Origin of the sequence: Falsirhodobacter algicola, from assembly GCF_018279165.1 — a bacterium.
Lineage (GTDB): Bacteria > Pseudomonadota > Alphaproteobacteria > Rhodobacterales > Rhodobacteraceae > Falsirhodobacter > Falsirhodobacter algicola.
In genome coordinates, this window is sequence record NZ_CP047289.1 from 520737 (window position 1) to 541092 (window position 20356).

The following is a 20356-nucleotide window of genomic DNA, read 5'->3' on the forward strand; positions in this document are numbered from 1 at the left end:
CTTTTTCATTGGCGCAGCAGACGGTTCACATCGCGCGCGAAGGACCATGTCAGCAGCAGCAGCGCCGCAAGCGCGATCCACACCGTCGCCGATGGCGGAACCGGCGGCAGCGCGATCAGGCACAGGCTGACGACCTGCACCACGCAGATCGTCTTGCGCCGGATCGAGGGGGCCAGATCGCGCCGCAGCGCCGGAAGCACCGCCTGCGCTGCGATGAAGCCATAGCGCATCCCCCCGATCGCCAAGGCCCAGACCCCCGCCTTTCCCGTCATCCATGCCGCGACCGACAGCAGCAGGATCAGGGCGGCATCCACCTCCATGTCGAACCGCGCCCCGAAGCGCGAGGCAAGGCCCGTCCGCCGCGCAAGCCAGCCATCCACCCCATCCAGCGCCAGCGCCGCAAAGGCCGCCAGCACCGTGGCCCAGACGAGCGCATCTGACGATCCCGGCGTAAAATGCCCTGATCCGAAGATGCACCCAGCGACCCATGCCACCATCGCCGTGCGAAACACCGTGACGGTGTTCGCCGGCCCGAAGCGCGAAGGCGCATGTGCCGGCAGCCCCCACAGGATCAGCCCCGCCGCCGCGCCATAGGTGATCAGCGCCGTTCCGGCCATCGCCGCCGGCCCCGGCACCGCCGCCGCAACCGCCGCCAGCCCCGCGCCCCCCGCCGCCAGCGCAGTCACCGCCCCGGCCACGGGACGTTTCAGGACGAAGGCATCGGTGGAGATCAGGGCCATGGGCGCAGCATCCGGGGGTGGAACAACTTCGAAGGCTCAAAGCGTTGTCCCGGCGCGGGGTTCCGCAGGCGCGACGCCTTGCCGCTGCCGGGGGCGGCGCTAGCTGCGCAAAGGATAGGACGAAGCGGGTGGACGTGACAGGGCCGGACAGCACATTTTGCGCGCAGGCGCTCTGGATCACGGCACCCGGGCGGTGCGAACTGCGCCCCGTCACTGTGGAGGCGCAGGGCCGCCCCGTGGTCCGAACCGCCTTCACCGGCATCAGCCGCGGCACCGAGGCGACGGTTCTGGCGGGCCGCGTGCCCCCGTCCGAACATGCCCGCATGCGCGGCCCCCATCAGGAGGGGGAGTTCACCTTTCCGGTGAAATACGGCTATGCCGCCGTGGGCATGGCAGAGACGGGCGATCTGGCTGGCCGTTGGGTCTTTTGCCTGCATCCGCATCAGGACCGTTTCGCCGCCGATCCCGCTCTGCTCACCCCGGTGCCGGATGGCGTGCCGCCCGCGCGGGCGGTGCTGGCCGCCAATATGGAAACCGCGCTGAACATCGTCTGGGATGCGGCCCTGCGGACGGGCGACCGGATCAACGTTTTCGGGGCAGGGGTGGTCGGCGCGCTGTGTGCGCATCTGGCCGCGCGGATCGCGGGGACCGAGGTGCGGCTCGTCGATACGGACCCGTCGCGCGCAGCGGTGGCTGCGGCGCTGGAGGTGCCCTTCGGCCCCCCGCATCCCGAGGCGGATGTCGCGATCAACGCCAGCGGCTCGGACGCGGCGCTGGCCACCGCGCTGAACACATGCGGCCCCGAGGCCCGCGTGGTGGAGGCCAGCTGGTACGGCGACCGCAGCGCCAGCATTCCCCTTGGCGGGGCGTTCCATGCGCGGCGTCTGCGCATCGTCAGCTCCCAGGTCGGGCAGGTGGCGGCGGCGCAGCGCGCGCGTTGGCCCCATGCCCGCCGGATGGCCAAGGCGCTGGATCTTCTGGCCGATGACCGGCTGGATGCGCTCGTCTCGGGGGAAAGCGCATTCGGGGCGCTTGCGCAGGATTATCCCGGCATACTCTCTTCGTCCGGCACGCTGTGCCATCGCATCACATACTGAAGGAATACCCATGTTCGCCGTCGAGGTTCGGGACCATATCATGATCGCCCACAGCCTGCCGCGCCCCGTCTTCGGGCCGGCGCAGGGGATGCACGGCGCCACCTTCGTCGTGGACGCCGCCTTCTTCACCGAAGAGCTGGACGAAGACGGCCTTGCCGTCGATATCGGTGCCGCGACGGGCCTTCTGGCCGAGGTGCTGGCCCCCCTCAATTACGGCAATCTCGACGAGATGCCGGTCTTCGAGGGCCGCGTGACCACGACCGAGGTTCTGGCCAAGCACATCTTCGACGCATTGGCCGCGCGGCTGGAGGTGTTCGGCGCCGGGGCGGGCCGGATCCGCCGCATCCGCGTGCTGCTGCACGAATCCCACGCCGCCCGCGGTTGGTACGAGGCCGCGGTGTGACGCGGCTCGTCTTCGCCTATCCGGGGGATCTCGATCTGCCCACCGGGGGCTATGCCTATGATCGGCGCCTGATCCGCGAGCTTCGGGCGGCAGGCTGGGAGGTGGAGACGCTGGCCCTCGGCCCCGGTTTCCCCTTTCCAGGGCCGGAGGCCCGCGCCGCCGCCGAGGCGCGCCTGTCGGCACTGCCGGACGGCACCACCGTCCTGATCGACGGGCTGGCTTTCGGCGTTCTGGACGATTGGGCGCTGCGCGAGGCCGGGCGGCTGGCGATCTTCGCGCTCGTCCACCATCCCCTTGCGCTGGAGGGCGGGCAGAAGGCCGATGTGACCGCCGCGCTTCTGCGGTCCGAACATCGGGCGCTGTCGGCGGCGCGCGGGGTGGTCGTCACCTCGCCCGCGACGGGGCGCGAGGTGATCCGCACCTTCCGCGTTCCCGAAGCGGATGTGACCGTGGCACTGCCCGGCACCGATCCCGCGCCCATCGCCCTTGGTGAAGGCGATCCGCCGCATGTCCTCTCGGTCGGGACGCTGATCCCGCGCAAGGCGCATGACGTGCTGGTGGCGGCGCTGGCGCTGAACGCCGATCTGCCGTGGCGGGCGACGATCATCGGATCGCGCACGCTTCATCCCGAAACCGCAGAGCAGGTCGAGGCCCAGATCGCCGAAGCGGGCCTTGGCGATCGCATCCGCCTTGTGGGCACCGTTTCGGACACCCGCGCCGTCATGGCGGGGGCGGATGTGTTCGCCCTTGCCAGCCGCTACGAAGGCTATGGCATGGTCTTTGCCGAGGCGCTGGCCCAAGGCCTGCCCATCGTCGCCTGCGCGGGCGGCGCGGTGCCCGAGGTGGTTCCGGCCAGCGCCGGCATCCTTGCCCCGCCGGACGATGTGCCCGCCTTTGCCGAGGCGCTGCGCCACATCCTGACGGACCGGGATCTGCGCCGCTCGCTCGCGGCGGGATCGCGGGCGGCGGGTGCGGCGCTTCCCTCCTGGGCGGACACCGCCGCCACCATCGCATCCTTCATCGGGAGCCGGACATGAGCTTTTCCTCCGACTGGTTGGCCCTGAGGGAGCCGCTCGATCTGGCGGCGCGCAACCCCGAGGTGCGGACCGCCTTTGCCATCCGCAGCGCGCAGGGGCCGCATCGCATCCTAGATCTGGGTTGCGGCACGGGGGCGAGCCTGCGGGCCATCGCGCCGCATCTGCCGCTGCCGGTGCATTGGGTGCTGGCAGACCTCGATCCGCATCTGTTGCAAGAGGCAGCCCGCCGCCACCCCGAGGCAGAGACGCAGCGCCTCGATCTGAACGATGTCGCGGCGCTGCCGCTGGTGGAGGGGGGGCATATCACCGCCTCGGCGCTGTTCGATCTCTGCTCCGAGGAGATGGTACAGGCGCTGATCGCGCGTTTGTCCACCGAAGGAAACGCGCTCTATGCCGCGCTGAACTATGACGGGCGCGTCCACTGGTCCGAGGCGCATCCCTTGGACGGCGCGGTGCTGGGCGCGTTCAACCTGCATCAGCAGCGCGACAAGGGGTTCGGCCCCGCGCTTGGCCCAAGGGCGGGGGCGGAGCTTGCGCGCCTTGCCGAGGCGGCGGGCCTGCATGTGGTGCGCGGCGAAAGCCTGTGGCGGATGGACGCCTCGCATGCCGATCTGCAGCGCGCTTTCCTTCAGGGGATGCAGGACGCCGTTACCGAAACGGGCGAGGTGCCCGATCTGCAGGACTGGTTCGCCTTCCGTCAGTCAGCCGTGGGCGGGCAGGGAACCTGCATCGTCGGCCATCTCGACATCCTTGCCATGCCCCAGCCCTGAGCGGGCGAAGGTGCAATCGAACAGGATGTCGGTGCCGATGTCGTAGACGGCCATTTCGGGGCGATGAGCCTCGGCCAAGGTCGCGACGGGGGGCAGGGTGATCCCCGTCGGGCCGGACCCGATGATGAGCGGCGCGACGGTGACATGCAGCCGGTCCAGCAGCCCGGCATCGAGGAAACGCGCCGTGGTACGGGCGCCGCCCTCGATCAGGATGCGGTGCAGACCGCGCGCCGCCAGCGCATCGAGGATCGCCGCGGGGCAAAGGCCGCCGGCCTGCCGGGGCAGCGCGATGACATCGGTTCCGGGCGGGGCGGGGGGTGCGTCCTCGGCGCGGATCAGGATCACCGGGGCACCCTGATCGTGCAGCATCCGGGCATGACGTGGCATGACGCCATGGCAGTCGATCACCACCCGCACCGGGCTCGGCCCCGGAACCAGCCGCACCGACAGGCGCGGATCATCCGCGATCACCGTCCCGACGCCCAGCACTACCGCATCGGCGAGCGCCCGCAGCCGGTGCAGATGCCGCAAACCGTCCGCCCCGGATATGTCGCGGGAATCGCCGTCCACTGTTGCGACGCGGCCATCGAGCGATTGTCCCACCTGTCCGACCACGAAGGGCCGGTCCGGCTCCGTCATCGGCCCGAAGGGGGATGGCCCTTGCGCCGTACCGCCGAGGATCCGCAGCCACTCCGGCTCGGTCAGGAACCATCGATGCACTGCGTCCTCCTGAAAGTTCCAGCACGATTTAGTGCAGGGTCCGAAGCGGTCAACCGGTTGACCTTGCGGCCCCAAAGGCAGAGGCTGCGGCAGCTTTCCGAAGGAGGACCCATGTCTTATTCCGACACTCAGCTTTTCATCGACGGCACTTGGCGCGCCGCCCGCGCCGGTGGAACGATCCCGGTCATCGATCCGGCGACGGAAGAACAGATCGGTACCGTGGCCCATGCCAAGCCCGAGGATCTGGAGGATGCGCTGGCCGCTACGGCCAAAGGCTTCAAGGTCTGGTCCGCAACCTCGGCCTATGACCGTTCGCGCATGATGCGCCGCGCGGCCGACATCCTGCGCGAGCGGGTGGAGACCATCGCCGTCCTGATGACGCGCGAACAGGGCAAACCCATCGCCCAATCCAAGGCCGAGATCATGGGCGCGGCCGATGTCATCGACTGGTTCGCCGAAGAAGGCCGCCGGACCTATGGCCAGATCATCCCCGCCCGCGCCCCCGGCGTGCAGCAGATGGCGATCCGCCACCCGGTCGGCCCGGTCGCGGCCTTCACGCCGTGGAACTTCCCGGTCAACCAAGTGGTGCGCAAGCTGTCGGCGGCGCTGGCCGCAGGCTGCTCGATCATCGTGAAGGCCCCGGAAGAAACCCCGGCCTCCCCGGCCGAACTGATCCGCGCCTTCGCCGATGCCGGCGTTCCGGCCGGTGTGATCGGCCTCGTCTATGGCGTTCCGGCCGAGATTTCGGAATACCTCATCAAGCATCCGGTGATCCGCAAGATCAGCTTCACCGGCTCCACCCCGGTGGGCAAGCTGCTGGCAAGCATGGCCGGCCAACACATGAAGCGCGCGACGATGGAACTGGGCGGCCACGCGCCGGTCGTCATCGCCGAGGATGCCGATTGGGAAAAGGCGGCCATGCAGATGGCGGCGACCAAGATCCGCAACGCCGGTCAGGTCTGCGTCTCCCCCACGCGCTTCCTCGTGGATCAGAAGATCTCCGACGGATTCCTCGAGGCCTTCGCCGATGGCCTGAAGAAGGTCAAGGTCGGCAACGGCATGGATGAGGGCGTGGAAATGGGCCCCCTCGCCAACGAGCGCCGCATCCCCGCCATGGAAGAGCTGATCGGCGACGCGGTGGAAAAGGGTGCCAAGCTCGTCACCGGCGGGCGCCGCATCGGCAACAAGGGCTGGTTCTACGAGCCGACCGTGCTGGCCGACGTGCCCACCTCGGCGCGGATCATGAACGAGGAGCCCTTCGGCCCGGTCGCGATCGTGAACCGCATGGCCTCGCTCGACGATATGATCGCCGAGGCGAACCGCCTCAACTTCGGTCTGGCCGCCTATGCCTATGCCCGCAGCCACGCCAATGTGGAACGTCTGGGCCGCGAGATGGAATCGGGCATGCTGACGATCAACCATGTGGGCCTTGCACTGCCGGAAACGCCGTTCGGCGGCATCAAGGACAGCGGCTACGGCACCGAAGGCGGGTCGGAGGCGATCATGGCCTATCTCGATACGCGCTTCGTCACCGCCGCGCACTGAGAACGAAAAAGGCCGGTCCCGATGGACCGGCCTTTCTTCTATCGGCGTGCGCCAGACGCTTACTGCGTCTGTGCCTGCCGGGATTCGTCCGTGATGGCCGTACCGGCGGCGGAGATGTCCTGCCCGGCACCTTCGACGGTGTTGCAGGCGGTCAGCGCCACGAGGGCCAGAATCGGAAGAAGCGAGAATTTACGCATGGGTCACATCCTTCGTTCACATGTACGGGCCAACGCGTGATCCGGGCGGCGGTTCCACGCCAAACCGCACCCGGATCGCGCCGCCGTGTCAGAGCGTGATGCGGAACCGCTCGAACCCGTCACCGGCCGGGCCGACATGCTCCAGCTTCGTGCCGCGGGCGCGGATCTGGTCCGCATAGGCCACGGCCTGCGGGCCGGTTTCGAAGGTGACGGTCGCGCCTTCGACGGGGGCAAAGCTCCAGTTGGCATCGGCGGCGGGGCTGATCGTGCCCTGATCCTGAATGTAGCGGACGACCACGTCGCGGTTCGCGTCGGGGGCCTGCAGGATCGTCGTCGTGCCATCCGCGCCGGTGAAATGTCCACCGCCCGAGGCGCGGTAGTTGTTCGTCGCCACGATGAACTCCTGCTCGGGGGTGACGGGCGCGCCGTTCCATTGCAGATCGACGATGCGGTTCGCCGCCTCGTCGGCCAGCTCCCCTTCGCCGTCGAAGCGCGAGGGTTGCGTCAGGTCGATCCGGTAGGTGACCCCGTCGATCACATCGAAGTTGTAGGAGCGGAACTCGTCATCCAGAAGCGGCTGGTCCGCAAGGCCCGGTTTCACCTGATTGAACGCCCCGGCGGACCGTTCCAGCCAATCCTTCAGCTGTGCCCCGGTGATGCGCACCGCGCATAGCGTGTTGGGATAGAGATAGAGATCCGACACGTTCTTGATAGCGATCGGCCCGGCCGGCACATCGGTGTAGTAATCCGGCCCGCCGCGCCCGCCTGCCTTGAAGGGCGCTGCGGCGGAGAGGATCGGAAGCCCCTCATGCTCGGTCCCGGTCAGCAGCTGGGCGACGTACCAGCTTTGGGCAAGGCTGACGATCTGCACCGACGGATCATCCGCCACCAGCGCGAAATAGCTGTAGAGCGGCGCATCGGTGCGGCCCACTTCGGCGCGGATATATTCCAGCGTCGCGTCATGGGCGGCGGCCGTCGCGTCGATCGCGGGCTCGTAATCGGTGACGAGGGCCACGGTCTTGTTGTCCTCGGTCCGCTGGGCGATCGGGTGCAGCGCGGATTCGCCGTCCTGCACGCTCCACCCATCGCCGTCATGGGTCAGCATCAGATCGACGACACCCAGATGCGAACCCCAGAACCCGGCCATCACCGCCGGAACGCCGTGAATGCGGCCGTTGCTATGGTCCATCCCCTCGCCGTCATATTTGTCCGACGGCCATTCGGAATGGGCATGCCCGGTGATCAGCGCGTCGATCCCGTCCACGCGGGCCAAGTGATAGGCCGCGTTCTCCATCCCCGGCTCGAACGGGGCGGTGTCGATGCCCGAATGGCACAGGGCGATGACGATGTCCGCACCGTCATCCTTCATCACGGGCAGCCATGTCTCGGCGGCCTCGATGATGTCGCGCGTGGCGTAGCTGCCTTCGAGGTTCGCCCGGTCCCACTGCATGATCTGCGGCGGTACGAAGCCGATCACGCCGATCTTGATGGGGCGGGACTGTCCTTCGCCATCCACGAGGTCGCGCTCGAGGATCACATAGGGCTTGGTCCAGAGGTCATCCTCCAGCGGGGTCGCGCCGAGGGTGCGGGCGAAGTTCGCGCAGACGACGGGGAAGGCGGCCCCGGCATTCACCTGTTCGAGGAACGGCACGCCATAGTTGAATTCGTGGTTGCCCAGCGTGCCGGCGTCATAGCCGACCGCGTTCATGCCCGCGATGACCGGATGTACATCGCCATCCTTCATGCCGCCATGCGCGGCCCAGTCGCCCATTGGGTTGCCCTGAAGATAGTCGCCATTGTCCACCGTCAGGCTGTTGGCGGCCTCGGACCGCAGGCCTTCGAGGATGGTGGCGGTGCGGGCGAGACCCAGGGTGTCCACCGGCTTGTCGGCATAATAATCATAGGGTTGCACGTTGCAGTGCAGGTCGGTGGTGGCAAGGATCCGCAGATGGGCCTGGCCAGCCGCGGCGCGGGCCGTAAACGGGTGCAGAAGCGTCACGGCGCCGGCCGCCCCGGTCATGAGCAGGGCGCGGCGGGTAAGGATCATGGGCATGGTTCGTCCCTCAAGGTAGCAAATACGCAGACCCTAGCGGCGGGCCATGCCGCTGGGCAAGCGTTCTGCGCATTCTTGCACATCCGCCGTCATCCACACGCGGAGTTTACATGCGCTGCGCCTGCGTTTCGGGCGCCTTGTTTGACTTCGGGCGGCCTTCCGCCTATTGCTGAGTTAATTAATCGGGTGTTTTCGCCCGTCCCAATATGTCACGAGTCGCGCGATGATCCATCTTGCCCGCCTGCTTCCGACATCCGCCGCGCTGTCGATCCTTTGCGTTCTATCGGGCCTTCCGGCCGCGGCGCAGGAGGGCTTTTCGGCCCCCGTCGATCCGGATGCCGAGATCCCGACCTACGAGATCGAATTGAAGGACGGCGTTCTGCTGCCGGCCGAACTGGTGGTGCCCGCGCGCACCCGCTTCAAGCTGCATGTCACCAACAGCGGCACCATGCCGGGCGAGTTCGAGAGCAATCAGATGCGCCTCGAAGAGGTGCTGTTCATGGGCATGGACACGACGCTGACGGTCACGCCGCTCGATCCCGGCACCTACGATTACTTCGACGAATTCCAGCCCGGCGCGAACGGGCAGCTGATCGCGAAGGAGGCTGCGGAATGATGGGGCAGGTCGTCTTCATCGTCGCGCGCGAAAGCGTTGAGGCGCTGCTGATCATCGGCATCCTGTGGGCGTGGATGGCCCGGAGGCCGGACGCGCGCACCGGGCGGGCATGGCTGCTGGGCGGGATCGTGGCGGGCTTTGCGCTGGCCACGGCGCTGGCGCTGACGCTGGTCGGGGTCGCGACCTTCCTCGGCGCCACCGCGCGCAGTTGGTTCGAGGTCGGGATGCTGACGCTTGCGGCGGTGCTGATCGTGCAGATGGTGTTCTGGATGCGCCAGAACGGGCGCACCCTGCGCCGCGATCTGGAGGACGGGCTGGATCGCAGCGTCGCCACCTCGCGCTGGTGGGGCGTCTTTGCGCTGGCGGCCATCGCCATCGGCCGCGAAGGCTCGGAGACGGTGGTCTTCCTCTATGGCTCGTTCCTGCGGCTTCAGACGCTCGGCGATTTCGCGGCCTTCGCGGCCTCGGCCGGGGTGGGGCTGGGCATCGCGCTTCTTCTGTTCTGGGGGCTTCAGGCCGGGGCACGGTTCATCTCGTGGCGGTGGTTCTTCCGGGTGACGGAATGGATGCTGCTCTTCCTCGGATCGGCGCTGTTCCTGACGGCGATGGGCAAACTGCTGTCGGTGCATCTGTCCTCGGTCGATCTGCCGGGCTGGGTCTATTCGACCGTCTGGGACAGTTCGGCCATCCTCTCCGACAGCTCGGTGCTGGGAAGCCTGCTGTCGACGCTGGCGGCCTATCGCTCGCAGCCGATTGGCTGGGATATCGTCATGCTCATCCTGTACTGGGGCGCGGTTGCGGGGCTTTTCGCTTGGCAGAACCGCCGCCTCGGCGCCGCACGGGCGGTTGCCGCCTGACGGCCCACGAACCAAACGCATAAAACACGAAGGGACATCGACATGAACACGGATCGGATCGCGCTGATCGCCACCTGTTTCGCGCTTGGCATGCCGGCCTTGGCTCAGGCCGAATTGAGCCAGGACGCCAAGATGGACGTGCTTTCGACCTATGCCACCATCGCCCATGACAGTTACGCCGACGCGCTGTCGGATGCGCGCGCGCTGAAGGACAGCATCGACGCCTTCGCCGCCGATCCGACCGAAGAGACGCTGCAGGCCGCCAAGGACGCATGGCTGCAATCGCGCGAGACCTATGGCCCGACCGAGGTGTTCCGCCTGTCCGGTGGCCCGATCGACGCCGAGTCCGGCTGGGTCGCGGAGGCGTATGGCGCCCCCGAGGGGCAGATCAACGCATGGCCGCTCGATGAGAACATGATCGACTACACCGTCGATGCCGATGGGGAGACGACCTCGGGCAACATCATCGACACGGCGGGCATGTTCACCCCAGGCGGCGAGGATGCCCAGGGCGTCGATCTGACGACGATCACCCCCGATGCGCTGGCGGCCCTGAACGAGAATGGCGGCGATGCCAACGTCTCCACCGGGTATCACGCGATCGAGTTCCTGCTTTGGGGGCAGGATCAGGATTACGCGAACATGATCGAGGACAGCGTCACCCCCGGCCCGATGACGGCCGGTCAGCGCCCGCTGAGCGATTTCACCACCGACGCCCATGCCGCCCGGCGGCTGGCCTATCTTCAGGCGGCGGCGGACAAGCTGGTGGGCGATCTGACGGTGGTGTCCGGCGCGTGGGACGACACGGTAGACGGCGATCACGGCCTTTATCGCGCGGCGCTGCTGGGGGAACTCGATGGCGACATGGCTTCGCGCAACATCCCGCTGCAGGACGCGATCAAGCAGATCCTCGTCGGCGTGGGCGTCTTTGCCAAGTCCGAGCTTGCCAACGAGCGGATCGCCGTGGCCGTGCTGACCCCGTCCGAGGAAGACGAGCATTCGTGCTTCTCCGACAACACGCATCGCGACATCGCCCTGAACTACGAGGGCATCCACAACGTCCTCTTGGGCGAATATCAGGGCGAGGATATCGGCCCCGGTCTGGCCGATGCGCTGCCGGACGATGAGCGTGCCGCCTTGGACAAGCTGATGTCGGACATCGACGGGCGCATCGCGATGGTGAACGATCTGGCCGAAACGGAAATGCATTTCGATTACCAGATCCAGCCGCAGAACGAGGAATCGGTGCAGAACATCGTGACGCTGAAGAACCGCCTGCGCTCGCTCGGCGATGAGATGGTGGAGATCGCGCCGGAATACGGCCTGTCGCTGACCACCGACAACGTGACCGACCCGGAGGAAACTCAGGTCGACTGAGGCAAGGCGGACCGACCGGCCGGGGAGGCGCGTCCGAACGGAACGGGCGTGCCTTCCTGCGTTGAAGGGGCAGGAACGGATTGATGTGCAAGGAGATCCTTCTGGCGACCATCGCCCTGTCACCGGTGACGCCGGCGCTTGCCGCTGCGCCGGATCTGCCCGCATGGCTGGTCGATGCGCGGGCCGACGCGCCCTTTGCCCGCGCCATGCCCGCCGCGGATGACGCCGCGATCGACCGGCGGATGCTGGGGCGGTCGTTCTTTTCGATCCCGTGGGTGGCCGCTCCCGCCGCGACCAGCGCCCGCGACGGGCTCGGCCCGCTCTTCAACGCCAATACCTGCGCCAGCTGTCACGAAGACAACGGCTCGGCCGCGACCATTGGCCCCGAGGGGCAACCGCTGCGGCCGCTGCTGTTCAAGCTGGCCCGGCCCGATCTGCATGCCGCGCGGATGGAGACGGTCGATCCCGAGGTGCCGGACCATGCCCGCATCGTCGATCCCGCATATGGCGCGCAGATCGCGATCAACGCCGTGGGCCGCATCCGTCCCGAAGCGCGCCCGGCGCTCGAGACCGAGGAGAGGACCTTCCGCTATCCGGATGGGTCCGAGGTGGCGCTCCAGCGGCTGATCCCCCGGCTGGAGGGGCTCAATTACGGCCCTCTGGCCCCGGATACGGTGATCTATCTGCGCCAGCCGCCTGCATTGGCGGGGCTGGGCCTCTTGGACGCGGTGCCGGATGCCGAAATCCTCGATTGGGCCGATCCGGCGGACCGCGACGGCGATGGCATCAGCGGGCGGGCGAACCGGATGCCGGATGGCCGCCTTGGCCGCTATGGCTGGAAAGCGTCCGAGCCGACGCTGCAGGCGCAGATCGCGAATGCCGCCGCGCTGGATATGGGGCTGACGAACCCGCTCTATCCGAATGAGCTGTGCCGCCCCGATCAGGCGGACTGCCGCGCGGCGAAACGGGGCCGCCCTTCGCCGCAGGGCCCGCTGGATCTGCCGGGCGACCGGCTGGCCGCGATCGAGGACTATCTTTCGGGCTTTCGCGCGCCGGATGCACCGGCGGATGCGCGCGGGCAGGCGCTGTTCGATGGGGCGGGGTGCACGGCCTGTCATCGCCCCGCGATGACCACCGAGGATGGCCGCACCTTCCATCCGATGAGCGATTACCTGCTGCACGATATGGGCCCCGGCCTTGCCGATGGCGTGCGCGAGCAGGATGCCGGACCGTCCGAATTCCGCACCGCGCCGCTGATGGGCCTTGGCGCGCGGCTGCGCGCGGGCCACCGTTTCCTGCACGACGCCCGCGCCCGCACCTCCGAGGAGGCGATCCTCTGGCATGGCGGCGAGGCGGCCCATGCCCGTGCGGCGTTCACAAACCTGACTGCGGTCGACCGTGCCGCGATCCTCGATTATCTGGAGAGCCTATGATCCGTCGCGCCATCCTGTCTTCCGCCCTCCTTGCCGCCCTGATGCCGCTGGCCGCCGCCGCGCAGGACGAGGCCGATGCCTTGACGGCGATCTACGACACCGTGCTTCAGGCCGATGCCGCAGGCACGGTAGAAAGCTGCCACGCGCTGTCGGCCACGCTGGAGGCGGGCGGGACCGCCGACGAACGCGCGGCCGGGTTCGAGGCGCTGGCCATGGGCTGGGGGCGCGTGGAGGCGGCCTATGTCCTCGGCTCCTTTGACATGGATGCGATGGATTATCCGCTGCTGATCGACATGTTCCACCACGGCAAGGAGGATCTGCACGCTAGCCTCGGTCGTGCGATCGACAGCGAGTCCGATCCGGCTAAGGCGCTCTACAAGAACGCCTATCGCAGCATGACCGCGCTCGACGATCTTCTGTTCTCCGGTCCGTGGTCGGACCGCCGCGCGGCCTTGGCGCAATATGCGACGCAATCGCTCTGTTCCCGGTTCGAGACGGTGGAGGAGGGCTATGCCGAACACCGCGACGATTTCCTGTCGGACCCGGACGAGGCGGTCGGCCTTCTGATGAATGCGCAGATCCAGAACCTCTACAAGACGCGGGACTGGCGGTTGGCCGAGGTGGCGGGCCTGACGAAGAAGACGCTGGGCCGCGCCCATCCCGAAAACCGCCAATTCCCGTGGGGCGATGCCTCGTGGCCCACGATCGGCGCGATCCTCGACACCCATCTGCGCCTGCTGGGCGCCGAGGGGGAGCCGAACCTTGCCACCATCGCCAAGGCCCGCGGCGCAGGCACCGGCCTTGCCGAGGTGCAGGACGGCCTTGCCGAAGCGGTCCGCCTCTATGAGGCGGTGCCGCAGGACGCGTGGTTCGATCCGCGCGCCAGCGTGCCGATCATCAATGCGCTGCGTCAGGCGCAGAACAGCTACTACGACTCGCTCGCGCTGTTGGTGGGCGTGTCGCTCGGTCTTGTGGATGCGGATGGGGACTGATCGCGATGGAGCGGATGCTGGCCGACCTGCACAGCCTGCCGACACCGTTCGAGGGGTTCCTTGACGGGTCGGAGCGGATCTTCTGGCTCTATCTGCTGGGCAGTGCGGTCATCGCGCTGGCGCTGATGCTGCTGGCGGGCGACTGGCCGTCGCGGGCGCGGATGCGCGCCTATTGGCTGGGCCGGGATTCGCGGCTGGATGCGGTGTATTTCCTCGTGGCATGGGGGCTCAGGACGGCGCTGATCGTGCCCTTCATCCTGTCGGTGCAGACCGTCGCGCTGTGGGTGCTGCACACGCTGAACGCCTTCTACGATCCGCCCTTCCTCGCATGGCGCTACCGCGACATCGTGCTGACCTATACCGTGGTGCTGTTCCTGCTGTCGGACCTGTCGCGCTATTGGCTGCACCGGCTGATGCATCGGTCGCGCTGGCTGTGGCCGTTCCACCGGGTCCATCACGCCGCCGAGGTGCTGACCCCGCTGCTCGTCTATCGCATCCACCCGGTGGAAAGCCTGCTGTTCGCGCTGCGCCATTCCATCGTGGCGGGGGCGATTGCGGGGCTGTTCATCTTCCTCTTCGGGGCGCGGCTCGATCTCTATACGGTGTTCGGGGAAAACCTCTTCATCGTGATCTTCTTCGCCTTCACGGCGAACCTGCGGCACAGCCATGTCCGCCTCAGCTATGGCCGCTGGCTGGAGCATGTGCTCGTCTCTCCGGCGCAGCACCAGATTCACCACGACCGGCGGTACCTGAACAGCAATTTCGGCTCCTGCCTGTCGGTCTGGGACTGGATGTTCGGCTCGCTCCGTCTGCCGGGGGAAACGGAGGGAGCGCCCGATTACGGCATCGGGCCGCGGGGCGCGCGCTATGCCTCGATCTCGGCGCTGCTGCTGGAGCCGTTCCGCGACATCGGTCGGCTGATCCGAAGGACCTGAGCGATGTCCGTCCGTCTTTCCCTCGCGCTTCTGGCCGGACTGGCCTCTGTTGCGGCCCTCGGCGCGCTGCCGGCGCGCACGGCCGATCATGTCCCCGCCACCGAGGCGGAGCTGGGCGAGGCGCTGTTCTTCGACACCAACTTTTCCGCCCATCGCCGCACCGCCTGCGCGACCTGCCACGATCCGGCCCGCGCCTTCACCGATGCGCGGGAGACGACGGCGGCGGGCATCGTGTCGCTGGGCGATGACGAACACGCCATGGGGGTGCGCAACGCGCCGATGATCACCTATGCGCTGGAGGTGCCGGAGTTCCATTTCGACCCGGAGACGGGCGAGTATCTGGGCGGCCTGTTCCATGACGGGCGGGCCCCGAACCTTGCCGATCAGGCCCTGTCGCCGACCCTCGACATGCGCGAGATGATGATGCCCGACGGCGCCTCGGTGGTGGAGCGCATCCGCGAGAACCCCGCCTATGCCGCCGCCTTCACGCGCCTCTACGGGCCCGAGGTCTTCGAGGACAAGGACGGCTCCACCGCCTATGCCGCCTTTGGCCGCGCGATCGAGGCGTTCGAGCGGACGGAGCAGTTCTCCTCTCATGACAGCAAGTACGACCGTTTCCTGCGCGGCGAATACGATCTGACCGTGCTGGAGGATTTGGGCCGTACGTTGTTCTTTTCGAACGACAATGTCAGCTGCGCCAAATGCCATCAGCTGCAACGCGAGGATGCCCCCGAAGAGCCGTTCACCAATTTCCGCTACCGCAATATCGGCGTGCCCTCGAACCCCGATCTTCTGGCGCTTGGCCAAGTGCCGGAGGGGTATGTCGATCACGGCCTGCTCGATAACCCCGCCGTCGACGATCCCGCGCAAGACGGGCGTTTCCGGGTGCCGAGCCTGCGCAACGTCGCCGTCACAGGCCCCTATATGCACAATGGCGTCTTCAAGGATCTGCGCACGGTGGTGGAGTTCTACGACAAGTTCAACAACCCGGACCGCGTCCTGAACCCCGAGACGGGGAAACCTTGGGCCGAGGCCGAGGTGCCGGGCACCGTCGATCTGGACGAACTGCGTGCCAAGGCCCTGAGCGACCGGAAGGTGGACGCCATCGTCGCCTTCCTCAAGACCCTGACCGACGAACGCTACGAGCCGCTCTTGGCAGACGAAGACGCGGCCAAGACGCAGACCGCCTCAGCCGAGTAGGGCGAGCCACAGGGGCAGGGTGATGCAGCCCAAGAGGGTGGATTGCGCGATCATCGTCGCAACCGCCGCCCGGTCCGCCCCGAACACCGAGGCGAGGATATGCGCCGCCGAGGCCGTGGGAAGGGCTGCGAAGATCACGAGCGTGCTCGTCTGCGCCGCCGGCAGCCCCGCAAGCCGCGCCACGATCAGCGTGATGCCCGGCAGAGCCAGCAGCTTGATCCCGTTCAGCACCCCGAGGAACAGGTTCATCCGCGCCAGCGCCCGCCCGTCGAGCGAGGCCCCGATCGACAGGAGCGCGAGCGGGATCGCCGCTTCGGCCAGACGCTGCGGCACCTCCATGATCTGCGGCGGCGGCATCAGACCGCTGGAGGACAGCAAAATCCCCCCGATGCTGGCCAAGAAGAACGGATTGCTCAGGACCTGTTTCACCGTCTGTGCAAGACTGAGGGCATTGCCGCGCGACAGGGCGCTGATCGCCATGATGTTGGCCACGGGCACGGCGGTGCCGATGGCGACGGCCATCATCGACCGGATCTCGGCCGAGAGGGCGTTGGTCGCGACCAGAGCGATGGCCGAGTTGAACCGCCACGCGGTCTGCCACAACCCGGCGAAATCTAGAAACCGCTGCGGCCCGAACGGCCTGAAGAGCCAAGCAAGACCGCAGCCTAAGGCCATGATCAGCCAGACGCCCAGCCCGATCGCCGTCAGATCATGCAGCGTGAAGATCGCACCGCTGGCGGCAAAGAAGATGAGGGCGGGAAACAGCACCCGGAAATTGAGGGTGTCGATGGCCTTCCATCCCGCCTCTCCCAGCCCGGAGACGTTGCGCAGCAGAACACCGATCAGGATCAGCAAGAGATCGGGCAGAAGGGCGAGGAAGACATCCATCAGGCGGCCGTCCGTTCCATGGCGGCGATCAGCCGCGCGGCGGCCTCGCGGATCAGATCCTCGGACAGGCCTGCAAAGCACAGCCGCGCCCGATCATCGAAGCGGCTTGTGCCGGCGGGCAGCGCAAAGGCGGGACCGGGGGCGATCAGGACATCCGCCGCGACGGCCCGGTCGAACAGGGCGCGCGCCTGTTGGCCCTCGGGCAGGCGCGGGAAGAGGAACATGCCGCCGCCCGTCTGGGGGATGGTGAACCCGGCGGTGTGCAGCGCGTCCGACAGCGCCGCCTTGCGCGCGGCATAAAGCGCGCGGACCCGCTCCAGATGCCCCGCCACGCGGCCCGAGCGCAGGTAATGGACGGCCACCCGCTGGGCAAAGGAATTGGGCTGAAGATCCGCCGCCTGCCGTAGATCCTGCATCGCCTGCAGGATCGGGGTCGGCCCCGTCGCCCAGCCGAGGCGCAGCCCCGGCGCCACGAACTTCGACAGGCTGCCCGCATGGATGACGCAGGCGCCCGGCACCTCGGCGGCAAGCTCCGCAAGGCTGGGGGGCGGGGGGCTGTCCAGATGCAGCATGCGGTAGGGGTCGTCCTCGATCAGCGGCACCCCGGCCTCGGCGCACAGGGTCAGGGCGCGCAGCCTCTGGCTTTGGCTCCATGTCTCGCCGCCCGGATTGGAATAGGTCGGCAGGGCATAGATCGCCCGCGCATTCCCCGCGCGCAGGGCTGCCGCCAGCCCGTCCAGCGCCGTATCCTCGGCCCCGACCGCATAGCCCCGGACCCGCAGCCCCGCCGAGGCGCACAGCGACAGGATCGCGGGATAGATCGGTTCGGGCAGCAGCACCTCGCTTCCCGGAGGGGCGAGGGCACGCAACGCAAGCTCCACCGCCTGCTGCGCGCCCGATGTCACGATCAGCTTGCCGCCGGGCGGGGCGGGGCGGGCGAAATCGCCGATCGCCTCGATCAGACCGGGATCGCCGGCGGCGGGGCCATAGGTCCACGCGCCGGGATCGCGGGCGGCCGCCGCGGCGGCATCCTCCAGCCCCTGCACGTCATAGGCATCGCGCGAGGGGTGCCCGCTGGCGAGGTTCAGCATCCCCGGCCGCGCTGCATAGGGAAACAGGGCCCGAAGGGGGTTTTCGGGGATCGAGGTCACGAGGGGGGAGAGGTTCATGTCAAGCCGTGCCGGAAAGTTGCGGGAAAGGAGCGCTGCGTAGCGTCAGGGGGAGTTGCGGCGATCCTTGACCTCGGGGCCTTCGCTCAGCGGCGGGGTGAAGGCGAGGTGATCGCCGAAATGCACGACCCGGCCGGATTGGGCCATCACGAAATCGCGGCGGAAGGCGTAGGTGCCGCTCTCGGTGCGGATCGCGTTCGGGTGCGCATCCACCCACGCATCGCAAGGCAGCATCGTCGAGGCGCGGGCCGTCAGGTTCCAGATGCCGTAATGATGCGGCACGATGACCTTGGCCTTCAGGCGGCGGGCGACCTCATCGGCCTGCGCATCGCTCAGCACATGCTCGGACCCGTCCACGGGCAGCAGCAGCACGTCGATCTCGCCCAAAGCATCCCAGACATGCCGGGGCGCATCGGGGCGGTTGTCGCCCCAGTGCAGGATCCGCATTCCCGCCGTCTCGATCAGCAAAAGGCAATTGTCATAGGACCGCCAGTTCGTTTCGGGGTCCGTTTCGATGGGCGTCAGGCGGCGGGTCATCTCGGCCCAGTCATAGGCGTTGTGGGTGCTGTCGCTGACATGCTTGTCGGCGATGCCGGTGATGCGCACATCGCCGAAGGCATAGGTGCCGATCAACCGGTCCAGCACCACCGAGGCGCTGACCATATGCACGGCGTCATGATCAAAATGAGCATGCGTCGACAGCACGATGTCCACGCATTCGCGGGGGAAGTCGTAGTGATACCAGTCCCAGTTGCCGATCGGCAGGTTCCGCCACGGATCGATCATCAGCGTCACCCCGGAAGGCGCGGTGATCCGAAACGCCGAGCCGCCGAAATAGGCCAGCTCGAAGGTGCCGCCCGCGTCGCTCTCGGCCTCGGGCAGGGGGATGGCCCCCGACTGCACCGCGATCATGTGGTTGTGGTTTTCCGGCTGTCGCCAAGCCCACATGCCTTCGTTGATGCGGCTGTCGTTGGGTCGTGTCGTCATGGGGCTGAACCCTTCCGTTCATGTATCGTGCGGGCGCGTCCGCCATGGCCGCCGCGCCCGCGTTCGCTCGCCTCAGAGGGTGGCGTCGCTCGTGGTGGTCAGGATGATCTCGTCTTCGCCGTCCTTGATCTCGTACAGGGCGAAATCGCGGCTGCGGAGCATCCCGTTCTCTTGGAAATCGACCGAGGAGCTGGCACCGTCGTAGTTCATCTCGGTCCCGGCCTCGATCAGCGCCTTGCCTTCGGCGAAGGTCGTCACCCGCTCGCCCGGGCCATTGGCGATCCGGCGGATCGCGTCGGCCACGGCAAGGGAGTCGGTGCTCTTGGCCGCTTCCATGCCCAGAAGGCACAGGTTCATCTCGTCATAGGCCATGCAGCCGAACGAGTTCTGCACCTGCCCGGTCGGTTCGATCCCGACGAGGCGCAGATAGGTCTCGTAGCTGTCCTTGCCGATCGGCGGCACCGGAGAGCCGTGCAGGATACCGTCGGCCGCACCGCCCACCGCATCCTTGAAGGCCGGGCCCACGGCGAAGGACAGGGTGATGATCTGCCCGGTATAGCCGCCGCGGATCAGCTCGCGGTACACCGGCACGAAATCGGTGACATAGCCGGCGACGAAGATCGCGGGCGGGTTCATACGGATCAGATGCTCCGCCTCGGCGCGGTAGGAGGCCTGACCGGGGTTGTAGTAGAACGGCTCCCCCACGATCGAACCGCCCAGCTTCTGCATGGAGGTCGCGAAGGATTCCCCCATGGAGGCTGCGAAATCGTTCTTGGGCCCGGCGAAGGCGACCTCGGTGAAACCGCGCTGCACCGCAAGGTCCGCCAGCGCCACGGCCCATGCCTTGTTCAGCGGCTGAAGGTTGAAGATCAGCCCCTTGGTGTCGCCATCCGGCAGATAGTCCGACGAGCCGGAGAAGACCTGAAGGACATTCGCCTCTTGGCACAGCGGCATGATCCCGAGCGACACCGACGAGGCCCATGTCCCGAGGATGGCCGACACCTTATCGGCGTCGATCAGTTTGCGGGCGGCGCGCACGGCGGCTTCGGGGTTGGTTTCGCTGTCTTCGGAGATCAGGCGAACCTCGCGGCCCATGACGCCGCCTTGGCTGTTGACGGCGGCGACGACGGCGCGGTGCGCATCGCTCTTTTCGGGGCCGTAGGGGCCACCGCCGCCGGTCAGCGGGGTCATGCTGCCGATCAGGATCGGCGCGGATTGGGCAAGGCCGGTGCGCAGGAAGGCCGGGGATGCAAGCGTGACGGCCGCCGAGGAAACGAACAGTCTGCGGGAGAGTCTCATGTCATTATCCTTCTGTTGGGTCGGGGATGCGCAGCCGCTTG

At 67.6% G+C, this 20356-nt stretch carries 20 protein-coding genes; 12 read left to right on the forward strand and 8 right to left on the reverse strand.

All coding sequences use genetic code 11. From position 1 onward, the window contains the following. Positions 1-5: 5 nt before the first annotated feature. Positions 6-740 carry a CDP-alcohol phosphatidyltransferase family protein gene (locus GR316_RS02640; RefSeq protein WP_211784513.1) on the reverse strand — a complete coding sequence of 245 codons (735 nt, stop codon included), beginning with the start codon at positions 738-740 and terminating at the stop codon, positions 6-8. 128 nt (positions 741-868) lie between these two features. Between GR316_RS02640 and GR316_RS02645 the strand changes: the two genes are divergently transcribed. From GR316_RS02645 to GR316_RS02660, 4 genes are read left to right on the forward strand one after another with little or no spacing between them, the layout of a single operon-like run. Continuing rightward, positions 869-1837 carry a zinc-dependent alcohol dehydrogenase gene (locus GR316_RS02645; RefSeq protein WP_249218800.1) on the forward strand — a complete coding sequence of 323 codons (969 nt, stop codon included), beginning with the start codon at positions 869-871 and terminating at the stop codon, positions 1835-1837. 10 nt (positions 1838-1847) lie between these two features. Further along, a complete protein-coding gene (locus GR316_RS02650; RefSeq protein WP_211784514.1) occupies positions 1848-2240 on the forward strand; it encodes a 6-pyruvoyl trahydropterin synthase family protein in 393 nt (130 codons plus the stop codon). After that, on the forward strand, positions 2237-3277 hold the full coding sequence (locus tag GR316_RS02655) for a glycosyltransferase family 4 protein (RefSeq protein WP_211784515.1): 1041 nt from the start codon (positions 2237-2239) through the stop codon (positions 3275-3277). The genes GR316_RS02650 and GR316_RS02655 overlap by 4 nt, the downstream gene beginning before the upstream one ends. Beyond that, positions 3274-4047: a class I SAM-dependent methyltransferase gene (locus GR316_RS02660; protein ID WP_211784516.1), complete on the forward strand. Its 774-nt coding sequence runs from the start codon at positions 3274-3276 to the stop codon at positions 4045-4047. The genes GR316_RS02655 and GR316_RS02660 overlap by 4 nt, the downstream gene beginning before the upstream one ends. Here GR316_RS02660 and GR316_RS02665 read toward each other — a convergent pair. Further along, entirely contained in the window at positions 3979-4767 is a 789-nt protein-coding gene (locus tag GR316_RS02665) for a RibD family protein (RefSeq protein ID WP_211784517.1), read from the reverse strand. The genes GR316_RS02660 and GR316_RS02665 overlap by 69 nt on opposite strands. 111 nt (positions 4768-4878) lie before the next feature. Here GR316_RS02665 and GR316_RS02670 point away from each other — a divergent pair, with 111 nt between their 5' ends. After that, positions 4879-6312: an NAD-dependent succinate-semialdehyde dehydrogenase gene (locus GR316_RS02670; RefSeq protein WP_211784518.1), complete on the forward strand. Its 1434-nt coding sequence runs from the start codon at positions 4879-4881 to the stop codon at positions 6310-6312. Positions 6313-6371: 59 nt separating this feature from the next. On the opposite strand, the gene GR316_RS02675 is transcribed toward GR316_RS02670, so the two are convergent. After that, positions 6372-6509 carry an entericidin A/B family lipoprotein gene (locus GR316_RS02675; protein ID WP_211784519.1) on the reverse strand — a complete coding sequence of 46 codons (138 nt, stop codon included), beginning with the start codon at positions 6507-6509 and terminating at the stop codon, positions 6372-6374. Between the two features lie 88 nt (positions 6510-6597). Next, complete coding sequence (locus GR316_RS02680; protein WP_211784520.1) at positions 6598-8562, reverse strand: bifunctional 2',3'-cyclic-nucleotide 2'-phosphodiesterase/3'-nucleotidase; 1965 nt, start codon at positions 8560-8562, stop codon at positions 6598-6600. 223 nt (positions 8563-8785) lie between these two features. On the opposite strand from GR316_RS02680, the gene GR316_RS02685 reads away from it, so the two are divergent. From GR316_RS02685 to GR316_RS02715, 7 genes are all read left to right on the forward strand, one after another. Next, positions 8786-9178, forward strand: a complete 393-nt coding sequence (locus tag GR316_RS02685; protein WP_211784521.1) for a cupredoxin domain-containing protein — start codon at positions 8786-8788, stop codon at positions 9176-9178. After that, positions 9175-10035, forward strand: a complete 861-nt coding sequence (locus GR316_RS02690) for an FTR1 family iron permease (RefSeq protein ID WP_211784522.1) — start codon at positions 9175-9177, stop codon at positions 10033-10035. Before GR316_RS02685 ends, GR316_RS02690 begins: the two co-directional genes overlap by 4 nt. 42 nt (positions 10036-10077) lie before the next feature. Next, positions 10078-11412 (forward strand): imelysin family protein, encoded by a 1335-nt coding sequence (locus GR316_RS02695; protein WP_211784523.1) that lies wholly within the window; start codon positions 10078-10080, stop codon positions 11410-11412. An 83-nt stretch (positions 11413-11495) separates the two neighbouring features. Further along, a complete protein-coding gene (locus GR316_RS02700) occupies positions 11496-12845 on the forward strand; it encodes a di-heme oxidoredictase family protein (RefSeq protein ID WP_211784524.1) in 1350 nt (449 codons plus the stop codon). Continuing rightward, positions 12842-13837, forward strand: coding sequence for a hypothetical protein (locus tag GR316_RS02705; protein WP_211784525.1), 996 nt, complete (start codon positions 12842-12844; stop codon positions 13835-13837). The genes GR316_RS02700 and GR316_RS02705 overlap by 4 nt, the downstream gene beginning before the upstream one ends. A gap of 5 nt (positions 13838-13842) precedes the next feature. Next, the gene (locus tag GR316_RS02710) at positions 13843-14772 is read left to right on the forward strand and encodes a sterol desaturase family protein (protein ID WP_211784526.1); all 930 of its coding nucleotides are present in this window, start codon (positions 13843-13845) and stop codon (positions 14770-14772) included. A gap of 3 nt (positions 14773-14775) precedes the next feature. Then, positions 14776-15972, forward strand: a complete 1197-nt coding sequence (locus GR316_RS02715) for a cytochrome-c peroxidase (RefSeq protein ID WP_211784527.1) — start codon at positions 14776-14778, stop codon at positions 15970-15972. Here the strand turns inward: GR316_RS02715 and GR316_RS02720 are convergent. The 4 genes from GR316_RS02720 to GR316_RS02735 form a co-directional block, all read right to left on the reverse strand. Further along, a complete protein-coding gene (locus tag GR316_RS02720) occupies positions 15961-16860 on the reverse strand; it encodes an AEC family transporter (protein ID WP_211784528.1) in 900 nt (299 codons plus the stop codon). The genes GR316_RS02715 and GR316_RS02720 overlap by 12 nt on opposite strands. Continuing rightward, positions 16860-18029, reverse strand: coding sequence for an aminotransferase-like domain-containing protein (locus GR316_RS02725; protein ID WP_211784529.1), 1170 nt, complete (start codon positions 18027-18029; stop codon positions 16860-16862). The genes GR316_RS02720 and GR316_RS02725 overlap by 1 nt, the downstream gene beginning before the upstream one ends. Positions 18030-18074: 45 nt before the next feature. Beyond that, positions 18075-19016 carry an MBL fold metallo-hydrolase gene (locus tag GR316_RS02730; RefSeq protein WP_211784530.1) on the reverse strand — a complete coding sequence of 314 codons (942 nt, stop codon included), beginning with the start codon at positions 19014-19016 and terminating at the stop codon, positions 18075-18077. A 72-nt stretch (positions 19017-19088) separates the two neighbouring features. Beyond that, positions 19089-20315, reverse strand: a complete 1227-nt coding sequence (locus GR316_RS02735) for an ABC transporter substrate-binding protein (protein ID WP_211784531.1) — start codon at positions 20313-20315, stop codon at positions 19089-19091. Between the last annotated feature and the right edge of the window lie 41 nt (positions 20316-20356).

Coding starts and splice junctions, on each gene's coding strand:
- GR316_RS02710 (WP_211784526.1), top strand. CDS start 13,843: ATGGAGCGGATGCTGGCCGACCTGCACAGCCTGCCGACACCGTTCGAG.
- GR316_RS02640 (WP_211784513.1), bottom strand. CDS start 740: ATGGCCCTGATCTCCACCGATGCCTTCGTCCTGAAACGTCCCGTGGCC.
- GR316_RS02660 (WP_211784516.1), top strand. CDS start 3,274: ATGAGCTTTTCCTCCGACTGGTTGGCCCTGAGGGAGCCGCTCGATCTG.
- GR316_RS02720 (WP_211784528.1), bottom strand. CDS start 16,860: ATGGATGTCTTCCTCGCCCTTCTGCCCGATCTCTTGCTGATCCTGATC.
- GR316_RS02670 (WP_211784518.1), top strand. CDS start 4,879: ATGTCTTATTCCGACACTCAGCTTTTCATCGACGGCACTTGGCGCGCC.
- GR316_RS02650 (WP_211784514.1), top strand. CDS start 1,848: ATGTTCGCCGTCGAGGTTCGGGACCATATCATGATCGCCCACAGCCTG.
- GR316_RS02685 (WP_211784521.1), top strand. CDS start 8,786: ATGATCCATCTTGCCCGCCTGCTTCCGACATCCGCCGCGCTGTCGATC.
- GR316_RS02675 (WP_211784519.1), bottom strand. CDS start 6,509: ATGCGTAAATTCTCGCTTCTTCCGATTCTGGCCCTCGTGGCGCTGACC.
- GR316_RS02725 (WP_211784529.1), bottom strand. CDS start 18,029: ATGAACCTCTCCCCCCTCGTGACCTCGATCCCCGAAAACCCCCTTCGG.
- GR316_RS02700 (WP_211784524.1), top strand. CDS start 11,496: ATGTGCAAGGAGATCCTTCTGGCGACCATCGCCCTGTCACCGGTGACG.
- GR316_RS02690 (WP_211784522.1), top strand. CDS start 9,175: ATGATGGGGCAGGTCGTCTTCATCGTCGCGCGCGAAAGCGTTGAGGCG.
- GR316_RS02695 (WP_211784523.1), top strand. CDS start 10,078: ATGAACACGGATCGGATCGCGCTGATCGCCACCTGTTTCGCGCTTGGC.
- GR316_RS02715 (WP_211784527.1), top strand. CDS start 14,776: ATGTCCGTCCGTCTTTCCCTCGCGCTTCTGGCCGGACTGGCCTCTGTT.
- GR316_RS02735 (WP_211784531.1), bottom strand. CDS start 20,315: ATGAGACTCTCCCGCAGACTGTTCGTTTCCTCGGCGGCCGTCACGCTT.
- GR316_RS02730 (WP_211784530.1), bottom strand. CDS start 19,016: ATGACGACACGACCCAACGACAGCCGCATCAACGAAGGCATGTGGGCT.
- GR316_RS02680 (WP_211784520.1), bottom strand. CDS start 8,562: ATGCCCATGATCCTTACCCGCCGCGCCCTGCTCATGACCGGGGCGGCC.
- GR316_RS02705 (WP_211784525.1), top strand. CDS start 12,842: ATGATCCGTCGCGCCATCCTGTCTTCCGCCCTCCTTGCCGCCCTGATG.